This window comes from Blastococcus sp. SYSU DS0539 (assembly GCF_054050855.1).
The window spans coordinates 58,290-73,556 of sequence record NZ_JBJHAF010000002.1; the positions used below are offsets into that span (position 1 = coordinate 58,290).

Below are 15,267 nucleotides of genomic sequence, written 5' to 3' on the forward strand. Positions count from 1 at the left end.
GGTCTCCTTGTCAGGCGAGCACGTCCACGCCGGACGACGTGGATCGGGTGGCGGGCTGGTTCGGGCGCCCCTCTCCGCTATCGGCAGTCGGCCCCCCGGACCGGAACCGCTCGGCGGCCCGGTCCTGCCCGGGCCCGCGGTCGCCGGAGCCCCCCTGCTGCGCCAGCTGCTCGGCGGCGTGCCGGGCGAGCCAGGAGCCGCCGGCGTCGGCGTCGACCTCGACCCGCGAGGGGCTGAGGCCGGCGGACTCCAGGTCGCGGCGGAGCTCGGGGAGCGCGTCGAGGAGCGCCGCGCGGCCCAGCTCGTGGGCCCCGCGCAGGGTCAGGTCCAGGCTGCCCTCGCGGACGGTCACCCGGACCTCGACCGGCCCGAGGTTCTCGGGGGTCAGCACCAGCGTCATCGTGTGCGAGCCGGTGCCGGCCCCGCTGAGCACCGCGACCTGCCGGGCGACCTGACCGGACACCGGCAGCGAGGCGCCCGCCCCGGTGGCCGCGTCGGTTCCCGCGGTGGCCGGGACGGCGGAGGTCGCGACGACGGCGGCCGGTGCGGCCACGGCTGCGGACGGGGCCGGTGCGGTCGGCTCGGCGGCCGCCCGTGCGGCCTCGGCTCCCGGCACGGTCGCGGGCGGGGCGTCCGGGTGCGGCTCCCCGTCGCCGGGGCTGCCGGAGCCCGGCGCTGTCGAACCCGCCGGGAGCACCGGCGCGGGCGCGCCGGCCGCGGCCGGGCCGGTGCCGGTCGGCGGGCCGGCGGGCTGCGCGGGGAGGTCGGCCCCGGTGGTCGCCGCGTCGGGGACGGGGACCACGGGCAGCGATCCGGCTGCGGCGCCGGCCGGAGCCCGGGGCGCGCCGGCGGGGGCGCTGCCCGCGGCCGCACCGGCCGGCGGCACGGTCGGGACGGCGACGTCCCCGGCCACGCCGCCGGGAACCGGCGCGGCCAGCACCGGGCCGGCCGCCCCCGCCGGGAGGGCGCCGGGCAGCGCGGCGGTCGCCGGCTCACCGGCAGCCGGCGCGGCGGTCGCGCCGAGGGTCAGGGCCCAGAGCGCGGCGGCCACGCCCGCCGCCGCGGCGTCGACCACGGGGACCGCGCCGTCGGCGGGGAGCTCGGTCTCCCCGCCGGTCGACGTCCCGCCGGAGGACTGCTGCCCTCCGCCGGTCGCGGCGTAGCGGACGCCGCCCTGCCCGCCGGCCAGGGCGCCGTCCAGGGCGGACGCGAAGGGCGCCGCGCCGTCGGTGGACCCGCCGGAGGACGTCGTCGACGCGGTGCGCGCGGCCGGCGCGGGGGAGGTGACGGGAGCTGTCATCGGTAGGCCTCCGCCTTGCTCATCACGGCGCGGACGTAGTTCTGGGTCTCCGGGTAGGGCGGGATGCCCCCGTAGCGGCTGACCGTCCCGGGGCCGGAGTTGTACGCCGCCAGGGCCAGCTCGGTGGAGCCGAACTGCCGGGTCAGGCTGCTGAGGTACGTCGCGGCCCCGTCGATCGCCGAGGCGGGGTCGAGCGGGTCCACGCCCAGGCCCCGGGCGGTCGCCGGCATGAACTGCATCAGGCCCTGGGCGCCGGCCGGGGAGACGGCCGAGGAGTTGAAGCCGGACTCCTGCTGGGCGACCGCGGCGAGCAGCGGTGCGTCGATGCCGTGCTTGCTCGCCGCGCGGGTGAACAGGTCGGCGTAGGGGACCCCGGCCAGCGTGCCGCCGCCCGCCGGCGCCGCCGTGGCCGAGGTCGGCTCGGCGAGCACCCGGCGGATCACCGTGGGGGTGCCGACCGCCTGCACCTTGACCGTCTCGCCGGCCTGGGGCGCGGCGATCATCTGGCCGTTGCCGAGGTAGATGCCCACGTGGTCGATCCCCGCGCGGGACGAGGAGTTGTCGAAGAAGACCAGGTCGCCCGGGCGGGCCGCAGCGAGCGAGGCGACGGCCTTGCCGGTGGTCGCCTGCTGGGACGAGGTCCGCGGCAGCTCGATGCCCAGGTCGCCGAAGACACGCTGGGTGAAGCCGGAGCAGTCCAGCCCCTTGCTCGGATCGGTGCCGCCCCACAGGTACGGGACGCCGAGGTACTTGTGGGCCTGGGCGACCACGGCGCTCTCCGACGCGGTGCCCGCTGCGGCCGGCCAGCTGCCGACCGACGAGGTGCCGGACAGGCCGGCGGCGCCGGCGGCCGACGCCCAGGCCGCGGACGACGCGGCGGTCGCGGTCGGCCGGAACCGGGCCTGGATCTCGGAGATCCGGGCCTGGACCGCGCTCACTCCGTCCATGCCGTCCCCCTCGTGGTGTCGGTGCCCCGGCCCGCCCGGCCGGTGACCAGGTCGTCGGCGGTGCGCTCCTCGGCGACGTCGGCGGCGTGCTGCAGGGCGGCGCGGTGGCGCTCGGCGAGGCGTTCCAGCCCCTTGGTGCGCTGGGCGGCGGCGGTCCACTCCGCGCGCACGGCCTCGGCCTGCTCGGCCTGCGCCGTGGCCAGCGCCCGGGCGTCGGCGGCGTCGGTGGCGGCCGTGCGCAGCAGCACCATGGCCGCGACGAAGGAGCCGGCCGGGAGCGACGGCGGCAGCACCGCGCCGGTCAGGGCCGTCTCGTGCTCGGTGGCCCGCCGGTCGGCGTCGGCGGCCACGGTCGCGGCCGCGGCTGCCGCGGCTGCCGCGGCGCGCTCCTCGGTGCGGCGCAGCTCGAGCACCGGCTGCAACCGGAAGGCCACGCGCTTCATCCGCCCCTCACGATCCGCTGCAGCCACGCCCACGCCTCGGCCGGCGAGGTGGACTCGCCCAGCGGCTGCTGCAGGAACGCGTCGATGCCGGGCGCCAGCTGGCGGGCGCGGTCGACCAGCGGGTCGCTGCCGGCCTGGTAGGCGCCGATCTCGATGAGCTCGCGGACGTCGCGCAGCGCCCCCATGAGCCGGCGGATCTCCCGGGCATCGGCCATCTGCGCGGGCGGGACCACGGCGCCGGCGACGCGGGAGATCGACTCCAGCACGTCGATGGCGGGGAAGTGCCCGGTCGTGGCCAGCTTGCGGGTGAGCACGATGTGCCCGTCGAGGATCGAGCGGGCGGTGTCGGCGATCGGCTCGTTGTGGTCGTCGCCCTCGACGAGCACGGTGTAGAGGCCGGTGATGGAGCCGGTGGCGCCGGTGCCTGCCTTCTCCAGCAGCTGCGGCATCATCGCGAAGACGCTCGGCGGGTAGCCCCGGGTCGCGGGCGGCTCCCCGGCGGAGAGCCCGACCTCGCGCTGGGCCATCGCCGTGCGGGTGATGGAGTCCATCAGCAGCAGCACGTCGCGGCCCTCGTCGCGGAACGCCTCCGCGATGCGGGTGGCGACGAAGGCGGCCTTCAGCCGCACCAGGGGCGGCTCGTCCGAGGTGGCGACGACGACGACCGTGCGGGCCATGCCCTCCGGGCCGAGGTTCTCCTCGATGAACTCGCGCACCTCGCGGCCACGCTCGCCGATCAGCCCGATGACCCGGACGTCGGCGTCGGTGCCGCGGGTGATCTGGGCGAGCAGGCTGGACTTGCCGACGCCCGAGCCGGCGAAGATGCCGAGGCGCTGGCCCTTGCCGCAGGGAACCAGGGTGTCCAGCGCGCGGACGCCGAAGGTGAGGGGCTCCTGCACGCGGGCGCGGGAGAGCGCGTGCGGGGTCTGCGTCCCCAGGTCGACCCGGGACACCCGGCTGCCCAGCGGCGGACCGCCGTCCACCGGCCGGCCCAGGCCGTCCAGGACGCGGCCGAGCAGCGCCTCGCCCACCGGCACCTGCAGCGGGCGGCCGGTGGCGCGCACCGGCGCGCCGGCGTGCACGCCGGAGAGCCCGCCGAGCGGCATGCAGGTGAGCCGGTCCCGGCCGACCGCGACGACCTCGGCGAGCAGCGGACGGCCGGCGGGGTCGATCTCGACCAGGTCGCCGACGGCGGCGCTGACGCCGTCGACGCTGAGGGTCAGGCCCATGGCGCCGGTGACGGTGCCGGTCACCTGCGGGCGGGCGGCGGCGCGAGCGCGCTCGAGGAGCGCGGGGGAGACGCTCACGAGCCGAGCACCGCCTGCACGCGGGCCAGCGCCGTGCCCAGCTGGGCATCGATCCGGCGGGGACCGGACTCGGCGATCGCGCCGGCCCGCTCCACGGCCAGGTCGGCGACGACGCGCACGCTGCCCGGCAGCTCCGCGAGCGCGCCGGCGGGCACCTCGGCCAGGTCGTCGGGGTGCAGGCGCACGACCGCCGGCGCGTCGGCGGGGCAGAAGGACAGCGCCCGGCGGACGGCGTCCATGACCGGGTCGGTCGCCAGCGCCAGCTCCCGGCCGAGGATCTCCTCGACCAGGGTCAGCACCGTGCCGACGATCGAGTCGCGGATGTCGTCGGCCACCGGGCGGGCGGTCTCCTCCAGCTGCCGGGCCGCCGCGCCCAGCGCGGCGGTCGCGGACACCAGGCGGCGCTCCCACCGCGCCTGGACCTCGGCGAGCCGTTGCTCGGCGGCGCGCTCGGCCTCGGCGACGACGGCGTCCGCGGCCAGCAGGCCCTCGGCGTGACCGGCGGCGAAGCCCTCGGTGCGGGCCTGCGCCCGCAGCCGGGCGAGCTCCTCGGCGTAGACGTCGCCGAGCCGGAACGACGGCTTGCTGCCGGCGATCGGCTGGTCCTCGGCGCGGCGCACGCGCGTCCGGCGCTCGACCGGCGAGGGCTGGAACGGGATGGCGGGGGAGGGGTCCGCCGCCACGGCGGGCGGAGCCACCGGGACGGCCGGCGCCGCGGTGGCGGTCCGGGCGGCCGGCACGAGGGCCGCGACGGCCGCGCCGCGCTCGGCCACGACCTCCCGGTAGGGGCGGGCCAGCGCGGCGGGGCCGCCGCGCAGGATCGCGCCCTCCCGGGGAGGCCGGTGGCCGGTCTCAGGCCCTGTCCATCGGCGCGGCTCCGCGCCCCGGTCCGCTCCTCGCTCGTTCCTCGCTGCGATGCTCCCGGGGCTGTCGTCACGCAACGAACTCATCGTCCCCGCCGCGGCTGATGGTCAGGACGCCCTGCTCCTCGAGGGTGCGGATGACCGCGACGACCTTGGCCTGCGCCTCCTCGACGGTGCGGGTGCGCACCGGGCCGAGCAGCTCGATCTCCTCGGTGAGGTTCTCGGCGGCGCGCTCGGAGAGGTTCCGCTTGATCTTGTCCTGGACGTCGGGCCGCACGCCCTTGAGCGCGGTGGCCAGGTCGTTGGCCTCCACCTCGCGCAGCACCAGCTGCAGGGAGCGGTCGTCGATGGTGACGATGTCCTCGAAGACGAACATCTGCGCCCGGACGGCCTCGGCCAGCTCGGGGTCGCTGGTGTCCAGCCACTCGAGGATGGAGCGCTCGGTCGGCCGCGGGGAGCGGTTGATGATCTCGACGAGGGTCTCCACACCGCCCACGGTGGTCATGTCCTGGTGCGCCAGGATCGAGCCCATCCGGCGGCCGAGCTCCTCCTCCACCAGCCGCACCATCTCCGGGGACGTGCGGTCCATGGTGGCGATGCGGTGGGCGACCTCGGCCTGCTGCTCCGGCGCGAAGCCGGTGAGCACCTCGGCGGACTGGGCGGCCGTCAGGTGGGCGAGCACCAGCGCGATGACCTGTGGGTGCTCGTCCTTGAGGAAGGTGACCAGCTGGCGGACGTCGGCGTTGCGCAGCGAGGCGAACGGCACCTCGGTGTAGACGACGTTGAGCCGGGACAGGATGCCCTCGGCCTGGTCCTGGCCGAGGCCCGCGGCGAGGATCTCGCGGGCGAACTCGACGCCGCCGCGGCCGATGAACTGCTGCGCGGTCATCAGGTGGTGGAACTCGCGCATGACGCCGTCGACGTCGTCGAGCTCCACCGAGCCGAGCTTCATCAGTTCGCGGGTGAGCGCCTCGACCTCGCGGGGGCGCAGCTGGGCGAGCAGGACGCCGGCCTCCTCCTTGGTCATCTGGGCGAGGAAGACGGCGGCCTTGCGCAGGCCGGGCATCTCCGGCCGCGGGGCGACGGCGACGGCCGCGCCGGGCACCGTCGGGATGCTCGCGAGGGTCATGACTTCGTCTCGCTCAGCCAGCCGCGCAGCATGGCCGCGACCTCGTCGGGACGTTCGCTGACCATCGTCGAGATCTCCCCTCGCACCTTCGCCCGTTGGACGGCTTCCAGCTCCAGGACGGCGTCGTCGGGCTCGATCCCGTGCCGGGTGCTGGCCACCCGCAGGCGGTCGAGCTCGGCGAGCACGTCGTCGTCGAGCTCGAGCGGCTCGTAGTCCTCCTCGTCCTCGACCTGGCGGCGCGAGCGCAGCCAGACGACGAGGACCACCAGGGCGATGCCCGCGGCGATGCCGCCGGTGCGGATCATCGACCACATCTGCTCGCTGGCCTCGGCCTCGCGGGCCGCCTCCATCGCCGCGGCGGCGTTCTCCGCGGCGGTGGCGTCGAAGGGCAGCGAGGCGACCGTGATGTCGTCGCCGCGGGCCTCGTCGAGGCCGACGGCGGTGACCATGAGCTGGGTCATCTGCTGCTGGTTGAGGTTGCCGGCGACCGCGTCGTCCATGACGACGGAGACGGTGAGCCGGTTCAGCTCGCCGGGGGCACCCTGCACGACCTCGGTGGTCTCCCCGACGGCGTTGTTCGCCGTCGTGGACTCCTTGTTGTAGGTGGAGTCGCCGCCGCCGACGACCTCCGCGGCGTCGGGCATGTTCTCCGGGCCCAGGACGCCGCCGACCGGGGCGCCGCCACCGGTGTACTCCTCGGTGGTGATCTGCTCCGAGAGCGGCGGGGTGCCCTCGTCGAACGTGTAGGTCTTCGAGGTGGTGCTGCGCTCGGAGAGGTCGACGTCGGCGCGCACCGAGACGACGGAGCGGCCCGGGCCGACGACCGAGTCGAGGATCTTCTGGGCGCTGGCCGACAGGCGGTTCTCGTACTCCTGCTCCACCTGCGAGCGGGCGTCGCCGGCGGCCGCGGTCACGCCCGTGCCGGCGGCCGAGAGGACCTGACCGGTCGAGTCGGCGACGGTGACCTGGTCGGGGTCCATGTCCCGGATGCTGGCGGAGACGAGGTTGGTGACCGCCTGGATCTGCTCGCCGGAGAGGGTGGTGCCCGGCGTCAGGTCGAGCAGGACCGATGCGGTCGGCTCGGCCTTGTCGCTCACGAACACCTCGTCCTCGGGCAGGGCGACGTGCACGACGGCGGAGTTGACGCCCGCCAGCGCCTTCAGCGTGTTGGCCAGCTCGCCCTCCAGGGCGCGCTGGTAGGTGACCTGCTGCTGGAACTCGCTGGTGGTGATGCCCTGCTCGTCGAGCAGCGCGTAGCCGGTGTCCTGGCCGGCGGGCAGGCCCTTGCCGCTCATGCTCAGCCGCAGGTCGTAGACGGCGTCCTTGGCGACCATGATCGTGCTGCCACCGTCGGACAGCTCGTAGGCGACGCCCTGGGCGTTGAGCTCGTCGACGATCGCCGAGGCGTCGGCGGCGGCGAGGTTGGAGAACAGCGGGGCCTGGGTGGGCGTGGTGATCCAGCTGTAGAAGAAGACCCCGCCGAGGGCCAGCCCGGCGAGCAGCAGACCGATGACGACCTTCTGCCCGAGGCTGATCGTGGCCATCGTGGAGCGGGCACGCTCCAGCGTCCCGGCGAGCGCCGACTCCATCAGATCTGCATCCTCATGATCTCGTTGAACGCCGCGACGGCCTGGTTCTTGATCGTCACGACCATCTCGGTGGCCAGGCCGGACTCAGCACTCGCGATCATGTAGTCGTGCACGTCCTTCAGGTCGCCGGTGGCGGCCTGCACGGCCAGGTCCGAGGTCACCGACTGGGTGGCCTGGAGCTTGTCGAAGGTGGACGCCAGGACGGCGGCGAAGCCGTCGGCCCCCTCGGTGGCGGGCGTGCCGCGGGTGCTGCCGGCGACACCGGAGACCGCGCCGAGACCGACGGGCGGGATGCCGCCGAGCGGGATCGTCATCAGCGCTTCCCGAGCTGGAGGGCCGCCTGGTAGGCGTTCGTGGCCCGCTCGACGACGGCGAGGTTCGCCTGGTAGCCGCGCTGGGCCATCATCATGTGGGTCATCTGGTCCCCCAGGTCGATGTCGGGGTACCTGACGTAGCCCTCGGCGTCGGCGAGCGGGTGGTCGGGCTCGTGGACCAGCCGGCCCTCGGGGTCGCCGAACTCCGCGCGGGCCACGCGCACGCCGCCCTCGCCGGTCCCGTAGTCCACGGCCTGCGCGACGACGAGCCGCGCCTGGAAGGCGTCCTCGTCGGTGCGCCGGACCGTGTTGATGTTGGCGATGTTGTCGGCGGCGGCGTCGAGCCACTTCCGGTGCGTCATCAGCCCGGACTGGGAGATGCTCAGAGCGTGGAACGTGCTCATGTCAGGACGTCCTCAGTGCCGTTCGCATCGAGTTGTACTTCCCGTCGAGCGCGTTGAGCGCCAGCTGGTAGCGCAGGCCGGTCTCGGTGGCGATGACCGTCTCCGCGTCGAGGTTGACGTTGTTGCCGTTGGTGTTGGTCGGCTCCATCGAGCGGGCAGTGGTGCCGCCCGAGATCGTCGGCGTCGTGCCGCTGCGGACGGCACCGCGCAGGGACGTCTCGAAGTCCGTCCGCCCGGCCAGGAAGCCGGGGGTGTTGACGTTCGCGATGTTGTCGGCGGTGACACGCTGCCGCTGCGCGAGCCCGGCGAGGGTTGCGTGCAGGACCGTCGAGGTGGCGTCGCCGATCATCGGGCGGCTCGCCGACGGGTGGAGCAGGACACGTTCGACCTCCGGGTACGCGGAAGACACTCGCGAACGAGTGCTGGGCCGCCGATCCGTGGCGAAGGTGGTGCTCTCCGTGCAGAGGCTTCATCGGCACCGCCGGAGGGGGCCGTGACCGCCGCGCTCCGACGGGTGGGACGGCAGTGGCGGGGAGTAGTTCACGGGGCCCGTGGGACGTGCGAGGTTCACCGAACGCAGAAGGCCGGTCACCGCGCGTGTGCGGAGACCGGCCGTGGCGGCGAGGCGGAGGGGGGTCAGAGGGCCCGGTCGACGAATGAGGCGACGGGCCGGCTGGGCGCGTAGGACATGCGGGCGGCGAGATCGCGCTGGCGCTGGGACTGCATGATGCGCTCGACCAGGGCCTCGGCGACCGCCAGCTGGTGCTGCAGGAGGTGGGCGGCCCGTTCCCGGAGCTGATCGGGCAGCGGTCCCACGGGGGAGGGCGGCACCCAGTCCTCGGCGCGGCGTCCCCAGGCGGCGATCTCGTCCGCCCGGCCCTGCGCCATCGTCGCCTCGGCGGCGAGCACCTCGCCCTCGAGGTGGGTGAGCACGGTGGCCCAGTCGGCCGGGGCCGGCGCGCCCCCGTCGGAGCCGGCCGGTCCGCCGGTCACGACGCGGCGCCGGCCATGGTCAGCGCGGCCTGGCGCCAGGCGTCCCGGAGGGGCTCGACGACCTGACGGCAGGAGGCGATGCGGTTGCGGTCCTGCTTGAGGTTGGCCTGCACGAGCTCGCCGATCAGCCAGTTGTAGAGCGCCGCCAGGCGGGGACCGCCGTCCCACGCGTCGACCCGCAGGCTCGAGAGCAGCTCCATCACGATCGCCTGGGCGTGCTGCAGCTCCTCGTTCGCGCGCGACCGGTCGCCGTCGGCGACGGCGTCCTGGGCGCGCTCGAGGTCGAGCGCGAGCCGGTCGTAGAGCATCACCAGGATCTGCTGCGGAGAGCTCGTGGCGACGGCGTCACCGAGGTAGCGGGCGCGGAGGGAGGCGGCACTCATCGGGAGATCTCCTGGAGCGTGGGGACGGCGGTGCGGACGTCGGGCGGGGTCAGGACGACGGCAGGGAGCCGAGCTGGCCGGCCAGCCAGTTGGACTGGTTCTGCAGCGAGCTGAGCGCGGTCTCCATGGCGGTGAACTGGCGCGTCAGCATCTGCTTGCGCTTGGCCAGCCGCACGTCCCAGGCCGCGATGCGGTCCTGGAGGTCACGGGCCTGGGAGTCCTGCCCCTTGGCGAGCGAGGTCAGTGTCCCCGTCGTCGCGTCCGAGGCGGTCTGCGCCACGCCGCGGAGGCGCTCGGCGATCCCGGGGACGGCGGCCACGGGGTTGCCGTTGGCGTCCGTGCCGGCGGGGATGCCGGTCAGGAGCCGCTCGGCGAGCGCGGGGTCGTCCTCGAGCGCGGCGGTGAAGGTGTCCTTGGTGAAGGTGAGCTTGCCGTCCCGGGTCAGCTCGAAGCCGATCCGGGCCGGCGAGTCGCCCCCGACGGCTGCGGAGACGGCTTGCAGCAGCTGACCGGCGATCTGCGTGACGGCGTACTCGCCGCGCAGCGCGGCGGTGCTGCCGGGAGCGTTGTTCGTCTGCTTCCGGATGGTGTCCAGCGCGGAGTTCACCGCGTCGACGAGCGCGGTCACCTTGCCGGTGACGGCGTCGGGGTCGGAGACCACGCTGACGGTGACGGGGCTGCTCTCCACCTGGCTCACCGTGAGGGTGGTGCCGGCCAGGACGCCCTGGAAGACGTTGCTGGCCGACGTCACGGAGTAGGCGTCGGCGGTCGTCCCGACCCGGAGCTCGGCGTCCTGGCCGACGCTCGTGGCCTTGAAGATCTCGCTCCCGGACAGGGCGAAGGCCGCATCCTTGCCAGAGGTCGCGGCGCTGATCTGCAGCGCGAACTGGTCCGTGCCGGTCTGCACCACGGAGGCGGTGAGGCCGAGGTCGGTGCGCGCGTTGACCTTGGCGGCGACCTGGTCGAGCGTCTCGGTGCCGTCGAGCGCGATGGTGCCCTTGGTGGTCGTGCCGTCGAGGCTCGTGACCGTGAGGTCGGTGAGGTTCGCCGCCGTCGTCGTCGATCCCCAGCGGGTGGTGCTGACGGTGGAGTGCGTGGCGGCGACCGACGCGACGGTGAAGCTGAGCGATCCCGGGGAGGCGCCTGCCGCCGACGCGACGGTCACGCTCCCCGCGGAGCTGGTGCCCTTGGTGCTGGTCCAGGTCGCCGGCTTCAGCGCGGTCTCCGCCGCCGTGACGAGCGCCTGCAGTGCGGTGTTGACGGTGCGGTACGCGCCGGCGGTCGTCTGGGTGGTCGAGAGCTTCGTCCGGAGGGCCGTCTGGGGGGCCGCCTCGACCTGCATGAGCTGGGAGACCAGCGCCCCGGTGTCCATCCCGGAGATCAGGCCGGTGCTGATGCTCATCGTCATGTCACTGGCTCCTCGCTCGGGACGGTGGTGGGGAAGTGAATGAGGGGGGAGGCCCGAGGGCCTCCCCCCTCACCCGGGGTGCTGCTGAGGAACCGTGCCTCAGCTGGTCAGCTGACGGGGATCAGCGGAGCAGCGAGAGGACGCCCTGCGAGGCCTGGTTGGCCTGCGCGAGCATCGCGGTGCCGGCCTGCGACAGGATCTGGCTGCGGGTGAACCCGACCATCTCCTGGGCCATGTCGGCGTCCCGGATCCGGCTCTCGGACGCGGAGAGGTTCTCCACCGCGACGTTGAGCGAGTTGATGGTGCTCTCGAAGCGGTTCTGCGAAGCACCCAGGGTGGCGCGAGCCCCCGACACCAGCTTGATCTGGTCGTCAATCTTCTTGAGGTCAGCGGTCGAGCCGGTGTAGGCCGTCGGCGGAGTCGCCAACGAGCCACTGGTCACGCTCGTGCCCACCTCCTGGATGGCGGTGGCCACGGCCGTCATGTCCGCGATCTTGACCTGGATGGCCTCGCCGCCGTTGGCACCGGTCTGGAACGTGAGGGTCAGCTCGGTGCCGGCGGTCACACCGTCGCCCTTGAGGAGCTTGGTGCCGTTGAAGTCCGTACGGCTCGCGATGTCCCCGAGGGCCTTACCGAGCTCCGTGATCTCCGCGCCGATGTAGCCCGCGGCTTCCGGGCTGACCGCACCGGTGTTGGAGGCCTGGACGGTCAGGTCACGCACACGCTGGAGGATCGAGTGCACCTCGGTGAGGGCACCTTCCGCCGTCTGCACGACGGAGACGCCGTCCTGCGCGTTGCGGACCGCGACCTTGAGGCCACCGACCTGCGCGCGCAGACCCTCGGAGATCGCCAGGCCGGCCGCGTCGTCGGCGGCCCGGTTGATGCGGAAGCCGGAGGAGAGCTTCTCCAGCGACTTGCTCATCTGGCTGTCGGTGATCGACAGGTTCCGGTGAGCGTTGAGCGCCGCGATGTTCTGGTTGATGCGCAGACCCATGATGATCCTCCTTGGATGGGGTCTTTCTGGTGTCCCGCTGCATCCGTGCTGCGGGGCGTTGCACCTAGGTCATCGGACGTGACCGAGCGGCTCTTGAGCCGAGCGGCGGAGAATTTTCCAGATTCTCAGGCGGTCCTGGCTGCCTGGCCGGTGTGGCGCGTCCGGGCGGTCAGCCACGGGTCGCGCCGGCGGGGGAGGGGTGTGCCGGCCCGGCCGGTCACGCGGTCGACGTAGGCGCGCTGCTGATTGCGGGCGCGGACGCCGCCGTCGGCCGGGACCGGCTTCTCGTCCCAGACCTCGCTCATCGCGGCGTGCAGGAGGACAAGGGCACGCGCACGCATCTGCGAGACCCGGGACAGGGTGACGCCGAGGTCGTCCGCGATGTCGGTCAGCGATTCATCACCGAAGAAATTGCGCTCGATGACCTCGTCGAGCCGGTCCGGCAGGGCGCGGATGGCGTCGTGCAGGTACCGGGCGCGCTCCCCGCGCAACAACGACCGCTCGGGGGACTCCCCGGTGTCGGGCAGGTCGAGGGTCGCCCCGTCGGGCCCGGTCTCGGCGTCGATGCTGACCATCACGGCCCGGTGGACGTCGACCTGCAGGTGGTCGAGCTCGCTGCGCGCGACGCCCAGGCTTCGCGCGAGCTCCTCGCGCGTGGGCGGCCGGCCCAGGCTGATCGCCAGCGCGTCCGCAGCGGCGTCGGTCCGCCGCGCCGCGGCCCGCACCGACCGGCTCGCCCAGTCCCCGGACCGCAGCTCGTCGAGGACCGCACCCTGCAGGCGGGCCAGGGCGTAGGTCGCGAAGGAGGCGCCCGCGTCCGGGTCGAACCGGCGCGCCACCTCGACCAGCGCCACGTGGGCGCAGGACACCAGGTCCTCGCGGCTCACGTGGCCGGGCAGCGAGATGCGGGACGCGACGGCGTTGACGGCGAACGCCGCGAGCGGGAGGTGCTGGGTCACCAGCGCGTCGACCTCCTGCGGGGACCGCCCCTTGACCGGGTGCGGGACCCGGCCGTTCTGGGGACGTTCGCGCAACGGCCGGTCGTGCGCGGAGCGCTCACGCAGGGGTCGCTCGGTCGCGAGGGAACGGACTGGGGTCACATCCGTATCTCTCGGCGGCCGGCGCCGGGATCGGCACCGCCCGTCGGCACGAATCCCGCCGGACATGAGCGCCAGTTCGGCACTTCGGCTCAACCCCCTCCGAAGGGGTGCCGATGCCAGCTCCGACGGCGGTCGTGCCCGGCCCTGCGGCCCGGGCGACCGCGAGCGAGCACGAGTGGGACGACGGAAGGCGGTGGACGGAGTGGACTACCAGCACCTGTCGACGATGCTGTGGCGGGAGCAGGAGCTCCTGGACCTGCTGCTCTTCAAGGCCGAGGAGAAGCAGTACCTGATCCTCACCGGCAAGACCCGCTGGCTGCAGCGCATCGCGCACGAGATCGAGGTGGTCCTCGACCAGCTGCGCACCCTCGAGGTGGAGCGCGCCGCGGCCACCGAGGCGCTGGCCCAGAAGCTGGGCATCGAGTCGAACCCCTCGCTCCGTCAGGTCGCCGAGGTCGCCCCCGCGCCGTGGAACGACCTCTACGCCAAGCACCACGAGGCCCTGCTGGTCCTGGTGACGGAGCTGCGCAGCCTCTCCGACGCCAACCGGGAGCTCATCGAGGGCGGCCTCGCCGCCATCGGGGATGCGCTCCTGCAGACGCGGTCGTCGTCGGCCGGCACGTACGGCGCGACCGGCCGGCACTCCGACGGCGCCCACCGCGCGGTCACCCTGGACGGAGCACTCTGACGTGAGCACCTTCAGCGGGCTGAACACGGCGACCACGTCCCTGTGGGCGCAGCGCCGGGCGCTCGACGTGACCGGGCAGAACATCTCGAACGTCAACACCGACGGGTACTCCCGCCAGCGCGTCGACATGCAGGCCATCGGTGGCGGCGCCGTCCCGGCGTTCTACTCCACGAGCAGCGGCATCGGTGGCGGCGTCAACGCCGACGACGTGACCCGGATCCGCGACGTGTTCCTCGAGGGCCGGGGGCACACCGAGCACGCCAACAGCGCGCAGCTGACCGCCGAGACCGACGCCTACCGGCTGGTGGAGCAGGCGTTCCGCGAGCCCGGGACCACCGGCCTGCAGAACCTGATGGCCGACATGTGGCGCGGGTGGCAGGACGTGGCCAACCGGCCCGAGGACCCGGCCGCCCGGGGGCAGGTGCTCAAGCGGCTCGAGACGCTCGTCGGCGGCCTGCACTTCAGCAGCGCGCAGCTGGACGGGCAGTGGCAGCAGACCCGCGAGAACCTCGGCGTCCTGGTGAACGACGTCAACGCGGCGACCGAGACGATCGCCCGGCTGAACACCGCGATCCTGCGCGCCTCGCAGAGCGGGCTGCCGGCCAACGACCTCACCGACCAGCGGGACCTCCTGGTCATGAAGCTCGCCGACCAGGTGGGGGTGTCGGTGCGACCGCGCGACGGCGGCGTCGTCGACGTGGTCGTCGGCAGCGTCACGCTGGTCTCCGGCGGGACCGCGTCGAAGCTCGCGCTGCAGGGCACGATCGACCCGGCCGGCACCGCCGGGGACCCGCCGCGCATCGTCACCGCCACCGGAGGGCTCCCGGTCACCGTCGGGGGCGCCGCCGGCGGGCAGGTGCACGCGCTGAACTCGATCCTCCCCACCTACCGGACCGAGCTCGACGGCCTCGCGTCCGCGCTGGCCACCACGCTGAACACCGCGCACGCCGAGGGCTACGACCTCGACGGCCTCGCGGGCGGCGCCCTGATCGGCTCCTCGGGCGGGCCGGTGACGGCCTCCTCCATCACGGTGTCGCTCACCGACCCCCGCAAGATCGCGGCGTCGTCCATCGGCCCCGGCACGCCGAACCTGGACCGGGGCAACGCCGACAAGCTGTCCCAGCTGGGCACCGGCGTGGCCTCGCCGGACGCGGCCTACCGATCGATGATCGTCGAGCTGGGTGTCCAGTCGGCGGTCGCGCAGCGCAACCTCGGCATCCAGTCGGTCATCACCGGCCAGGTGGACGCAGCACGGGAGTCCGTGGCCGGGGTCAACCTCGACGAGGAGATGACCAACATGCTGTCCTTCCAGCACGCCTACTCGGCCGCCGGCCGGCTGGTCACCGCGATCGACGAGATGCTCGACGTGCTGATCAACCGCACCGGCCGCGTGGGGCTGTGATCT

General features: G+C 74.0%; 17 protein-coding genes. 2 read left to right on the plus strand and 15 right to left on the minus strand.

Features of this window, described 5'->3' with window-relative positions:
• Positions 1-10: 10 nt before the first annotated feature.
• The 15 genes from ACI790_RS02415 to ACI790_RS02485 all read right to left on the minus strand — a co-directional run bounded on the left by ACI790_RS02415 (position 11) and on the right by ACI790_RS02485 (position 13,108).
• Positions 11-1,300, minus strand: coding sequence for a flagellar hook-length control protein FliK (locus tag ACI790_RS02415; protein WP_456568191.1), 1,290 nt, complete (start codon positions 1,298-1,300; stop codon positions 11-13).
• Complete coding sequence (locus ACI790_RS02420; protein WP_456568192.1) at positions 1,297-2,247, minus strand: transglycosylase SLT domain-containing protein; 951 nt, start codon at positions 2,245-2,247, stop codon at positions 1,297-1,299. Before ACI790_RS02420 ends, ACI790_RS02415 begins: the two co-directional genes overlap by 4 nt.
• Positions 2,235-2,690 (minus strand): flagellar export protein FliJ, encoded by a 456-nt coding sequence (locus tag ACI790_RS02425; RefSeq protein ID WP_456568193.1) that lies wholly within the window; start codon positions 2,688-2,690, stop codon positions 2,235-2,237. The genes ACI790_RS02420 and ACI790_RS02425 overlap by 13 nt, the downstream gene beginning before the upstream one ends.
• Positions 2,687-3,997, minus strand: a complete 1,311-nt coding sequence (locus tag ACI790_RS02430; RefSeq protein WP_456568194.1) for a FliI/YscN family ATPase — start codon at positions 3,995-3,997, stop codon at positions 2,687-2,689. Before ACI790_RS02430 ends, ACI790_RS02425 begins: the two co-directional genes overlap by 4 nt.
• Complete coding sequence (locus ACI790_RS02435) at positions 3,994-4,770, minus strand: FliH/SctL family protein (protein WP_456568195.1); 777 nt, start codon at positions 4,768-4,770, stop codon at positions 3,994-3,996. Before ACI790_RS02435 ends, ACI790_RS02430 begins: the two co-directional genes overlap by 4 nt.
• 160 nt (positions 4,771-4,930) lie before the next feature.
• Positions 4,931-5,989 carry a flagellar motor switch protein FliG gene (fliG, locus tag ACI790_RS02440; RefSeq protein ID WP_456568196.1) on the minus strand — a complete coding sequence of 353 codons (1,059 nt, stop codon included), beginning with the start codon at positions 5,987-5,989 and terminating at the stop codon, positions 4,931-4,933.
• A complete protein-coding gene (gene fliF / locus ACI790_RS02445; RefSeq protein WP_456568197.1) occupies positions 5,986-7,578 on the minus strand; it encodes a flagellar basal-body MS-ring/collar protein FliF in 1,593 nt (530 codons plus the stop codon). Before fliF ends, fliG begins: the two co-directional genes overlap by 4 nt.
• Positions 7,578-7,892, minus strand: coding sequence for a flagellar hook-basal body complex protein FliE (locus ACI790_RS02450; RefSeq protein ID WP_456568198.1), 315 nt, complete (start codon positions 7,890-7,892; stop codon positions 7,578-7,580). The genes fliF and ACI790_RS02450 overlap by 1 nt, the downstream gene beginning before the upstream one ends.
• On the minus strand, positions 7,892-8,296 hold the full coding sequence (locus ACI790_RS02455) for a flagellar basal body rod protein FlgC (RefSeq protein WP_347059476.1): 405 nt from the start codon (positions 8,294-8,296) through the stop codon (positions 7,892-7,894). The genes ACI790_RS02450 and ACI790_RS02455 overlap by 1 nt, the downstream gene beginning before the upstream one ends.
• 1 nt (position 8,297) lies before the next feature.
• Positions 8,298-8,645 (minus strand): flagellar basal body rod protein FlgB, encoded by a 348-nt coding sequence (flgB, locus tag ACI790_RS02460; protein ID WP_456568199.1) that lies wholly within the window; start codon positions 8,643-8,645, stop codon positions 8,298-8,300.
• 287 nt (positions 8,646-8,932) lie between these two features.
• Positions 8,933-9,289: a hypothetical protein gene (locus tag ACI790_RS02465; protein WP_456568200.1), complete on the minus strand. Its 357-nt coding sequence runs from the start codon at positions 9,287-9,289 to the stop codon at positions 8,933-8,935.
• Positions 9,286-9,672 carry a flagellar export chaperone FliS gene (gene fliS / locus ACI790_RS02470; RefSeq protein WP_456568201.1) on the minus strand — a complete coding sequence of 129 codons (387 nt, stop codon included), beginning with the start codon at positions 9,670-9,672 and terminating at the stop codon, positions 9,286-9,288. The genes ACI790_RS02465 and fliS overlap by 4 nt, the downstream gene beginning before the upstream one ends.
• Before the next feature lie 49 nt (positions 9,673-9,721).
• Entirely contained in the window at positions 9,722-11,080 is a 1,359-nt protein-coding gene (gene fliD / locus ACI790_RS02475; protein ID WP_456568202.1) for a flagellar filament capping protein FliD, read from the minus strand.
• Between the two features lie 121 nt (positions 11,081-11,201).
• Positions 11,202-12,074 (minus strand): flagellin N-terminal helical domain-containing protein, encoded by an 873-nt coding sequence (locus ACI790_RS02480; RefSeq protein ID WP_456568203.1) that lies wholly within the window; start codon positions 12,072-12,074, stop codon positions 11,202-11,204.
• A 125-nt stretch (positions 12,075-12,199) separates the two neighbouring features.
• Entirely contained in the window at positions 12,200-13,108 is a 909-nt protein-coding gene (locus ACI790_RS02485; protein WP_456568204.1) for a sigma-70 family RNA polymerase sigma factor, read from the minus strand.
• A 268-nt stretch (positions 13,109-13,376) separates the two neighbouring features.
• Between ACI790_RS02485 and ACI790_RS02490 the strand changes: the two genes are divergently transcribed.
• Positions 13,377-13,862, plus strand: coding sequence for a flagellar protein FlgN (locus tag ACI790_RS02490; RefSeq protein WP_456568205.1), 486 nt, complete (start codon positions 13,377-13,379; stop codon positions 13,860-13,862).
• A 1-nt stretch (position 13,863) separates the two neighbouring features.
• Complete coding sequence (gene flgK, locus ACI790_RS02495; protein WP_456568206.1) at positions 13,864-15,264, plus strand: flagellar hook-associated protein FlgK; 1,401 nt, start codon at positions 13,864-13,866, stop codon at positions 15,262-15,264.
• Positions 15,265-15,267 lie beyond the last annotated feature (3 nt).

Excerpts from the sequence above, each read along its gene's own strand:
- ACI790_RS02415 (WP_456568191.1), bottom strand. The coding sequence starts at position 1,300 with ATGACAGCTCCCGTCACCTCCCCCGCGCCGGCCGCGCGCACCGCGTCG.
- ACI790_RS02420 (WP_456568192.1), bottom strand. The coding sequence starts at position 2,247 with ATGGACGGAGTGAGCGCGGTCCAGGCCCGGATCTCCGAGATCCAGGCC.
- ACI790_RS02425 (WP_456568193.1), bottom strand. The coding sequence starts at position 2,690 with ATGAAGCGCGTGGCCTTCCGGTTGCAGCCGGTGCTCGAGCTGCGCCGC.
- fliG (WP_456568196.1), bottom strand. The coding sequence starts at position 5,989 with ATGACCCTCGCGAGCATCCCGACGGTGCCCGGCGCGGCCGTCGCCGTC.
- fliF (WP_456568197.1), bottom strand. The coding sequence starts at position 7,578 with ATGGAGTCGGCGCTCGCCGGGACGCTGGAGCGTGCCCGCTCCACGATG.
- ACI790_RS02450 (WP_456568198.1), bottom strand. The coding sequence starts at position 7,892 with ATGACGATCCCGCTCGGCGGCATCCCGCCCGTCGGTCTCGGCGCGGTC.
- ACI790_RS02455 (WP_347059476.1), bottom strand. The coding sequence starts at position 8,296 with ATGAGCACGTTCCACGCTCTGAGCATCTCCCAGTCCGGGCTGATGACG.
- flgB (WP_456568199.1), bottom strand. The coding sequence starts at position 8,645 with ATGATCGGCGACGCCACCTCGACGGTCCTGCACGCAACCCTCGCCGGG.
- fliS (WP_456568201.1), bottom strand. The coding sequence starts at position 9,672 with ATGAGTGCCGCCTCCCTCCGCGCCCGCTACCTCGGTGACGCCGTCGCC.
- fliD (WP_456568202.1), bottom strand. The coding sequence starts at position 11,080 with ATGACGATGAGCATCAGCACCGGCCTGATCTCCGGGATGGACACCGGG.
- ACI790_RS02480 (WP_456568203.1), bottom strand. The coding sequence starts at position 12,074 with ATGGGTCTGCGCATCAACCAGAACATCGCGGCGCTCAACGCTCACCGG.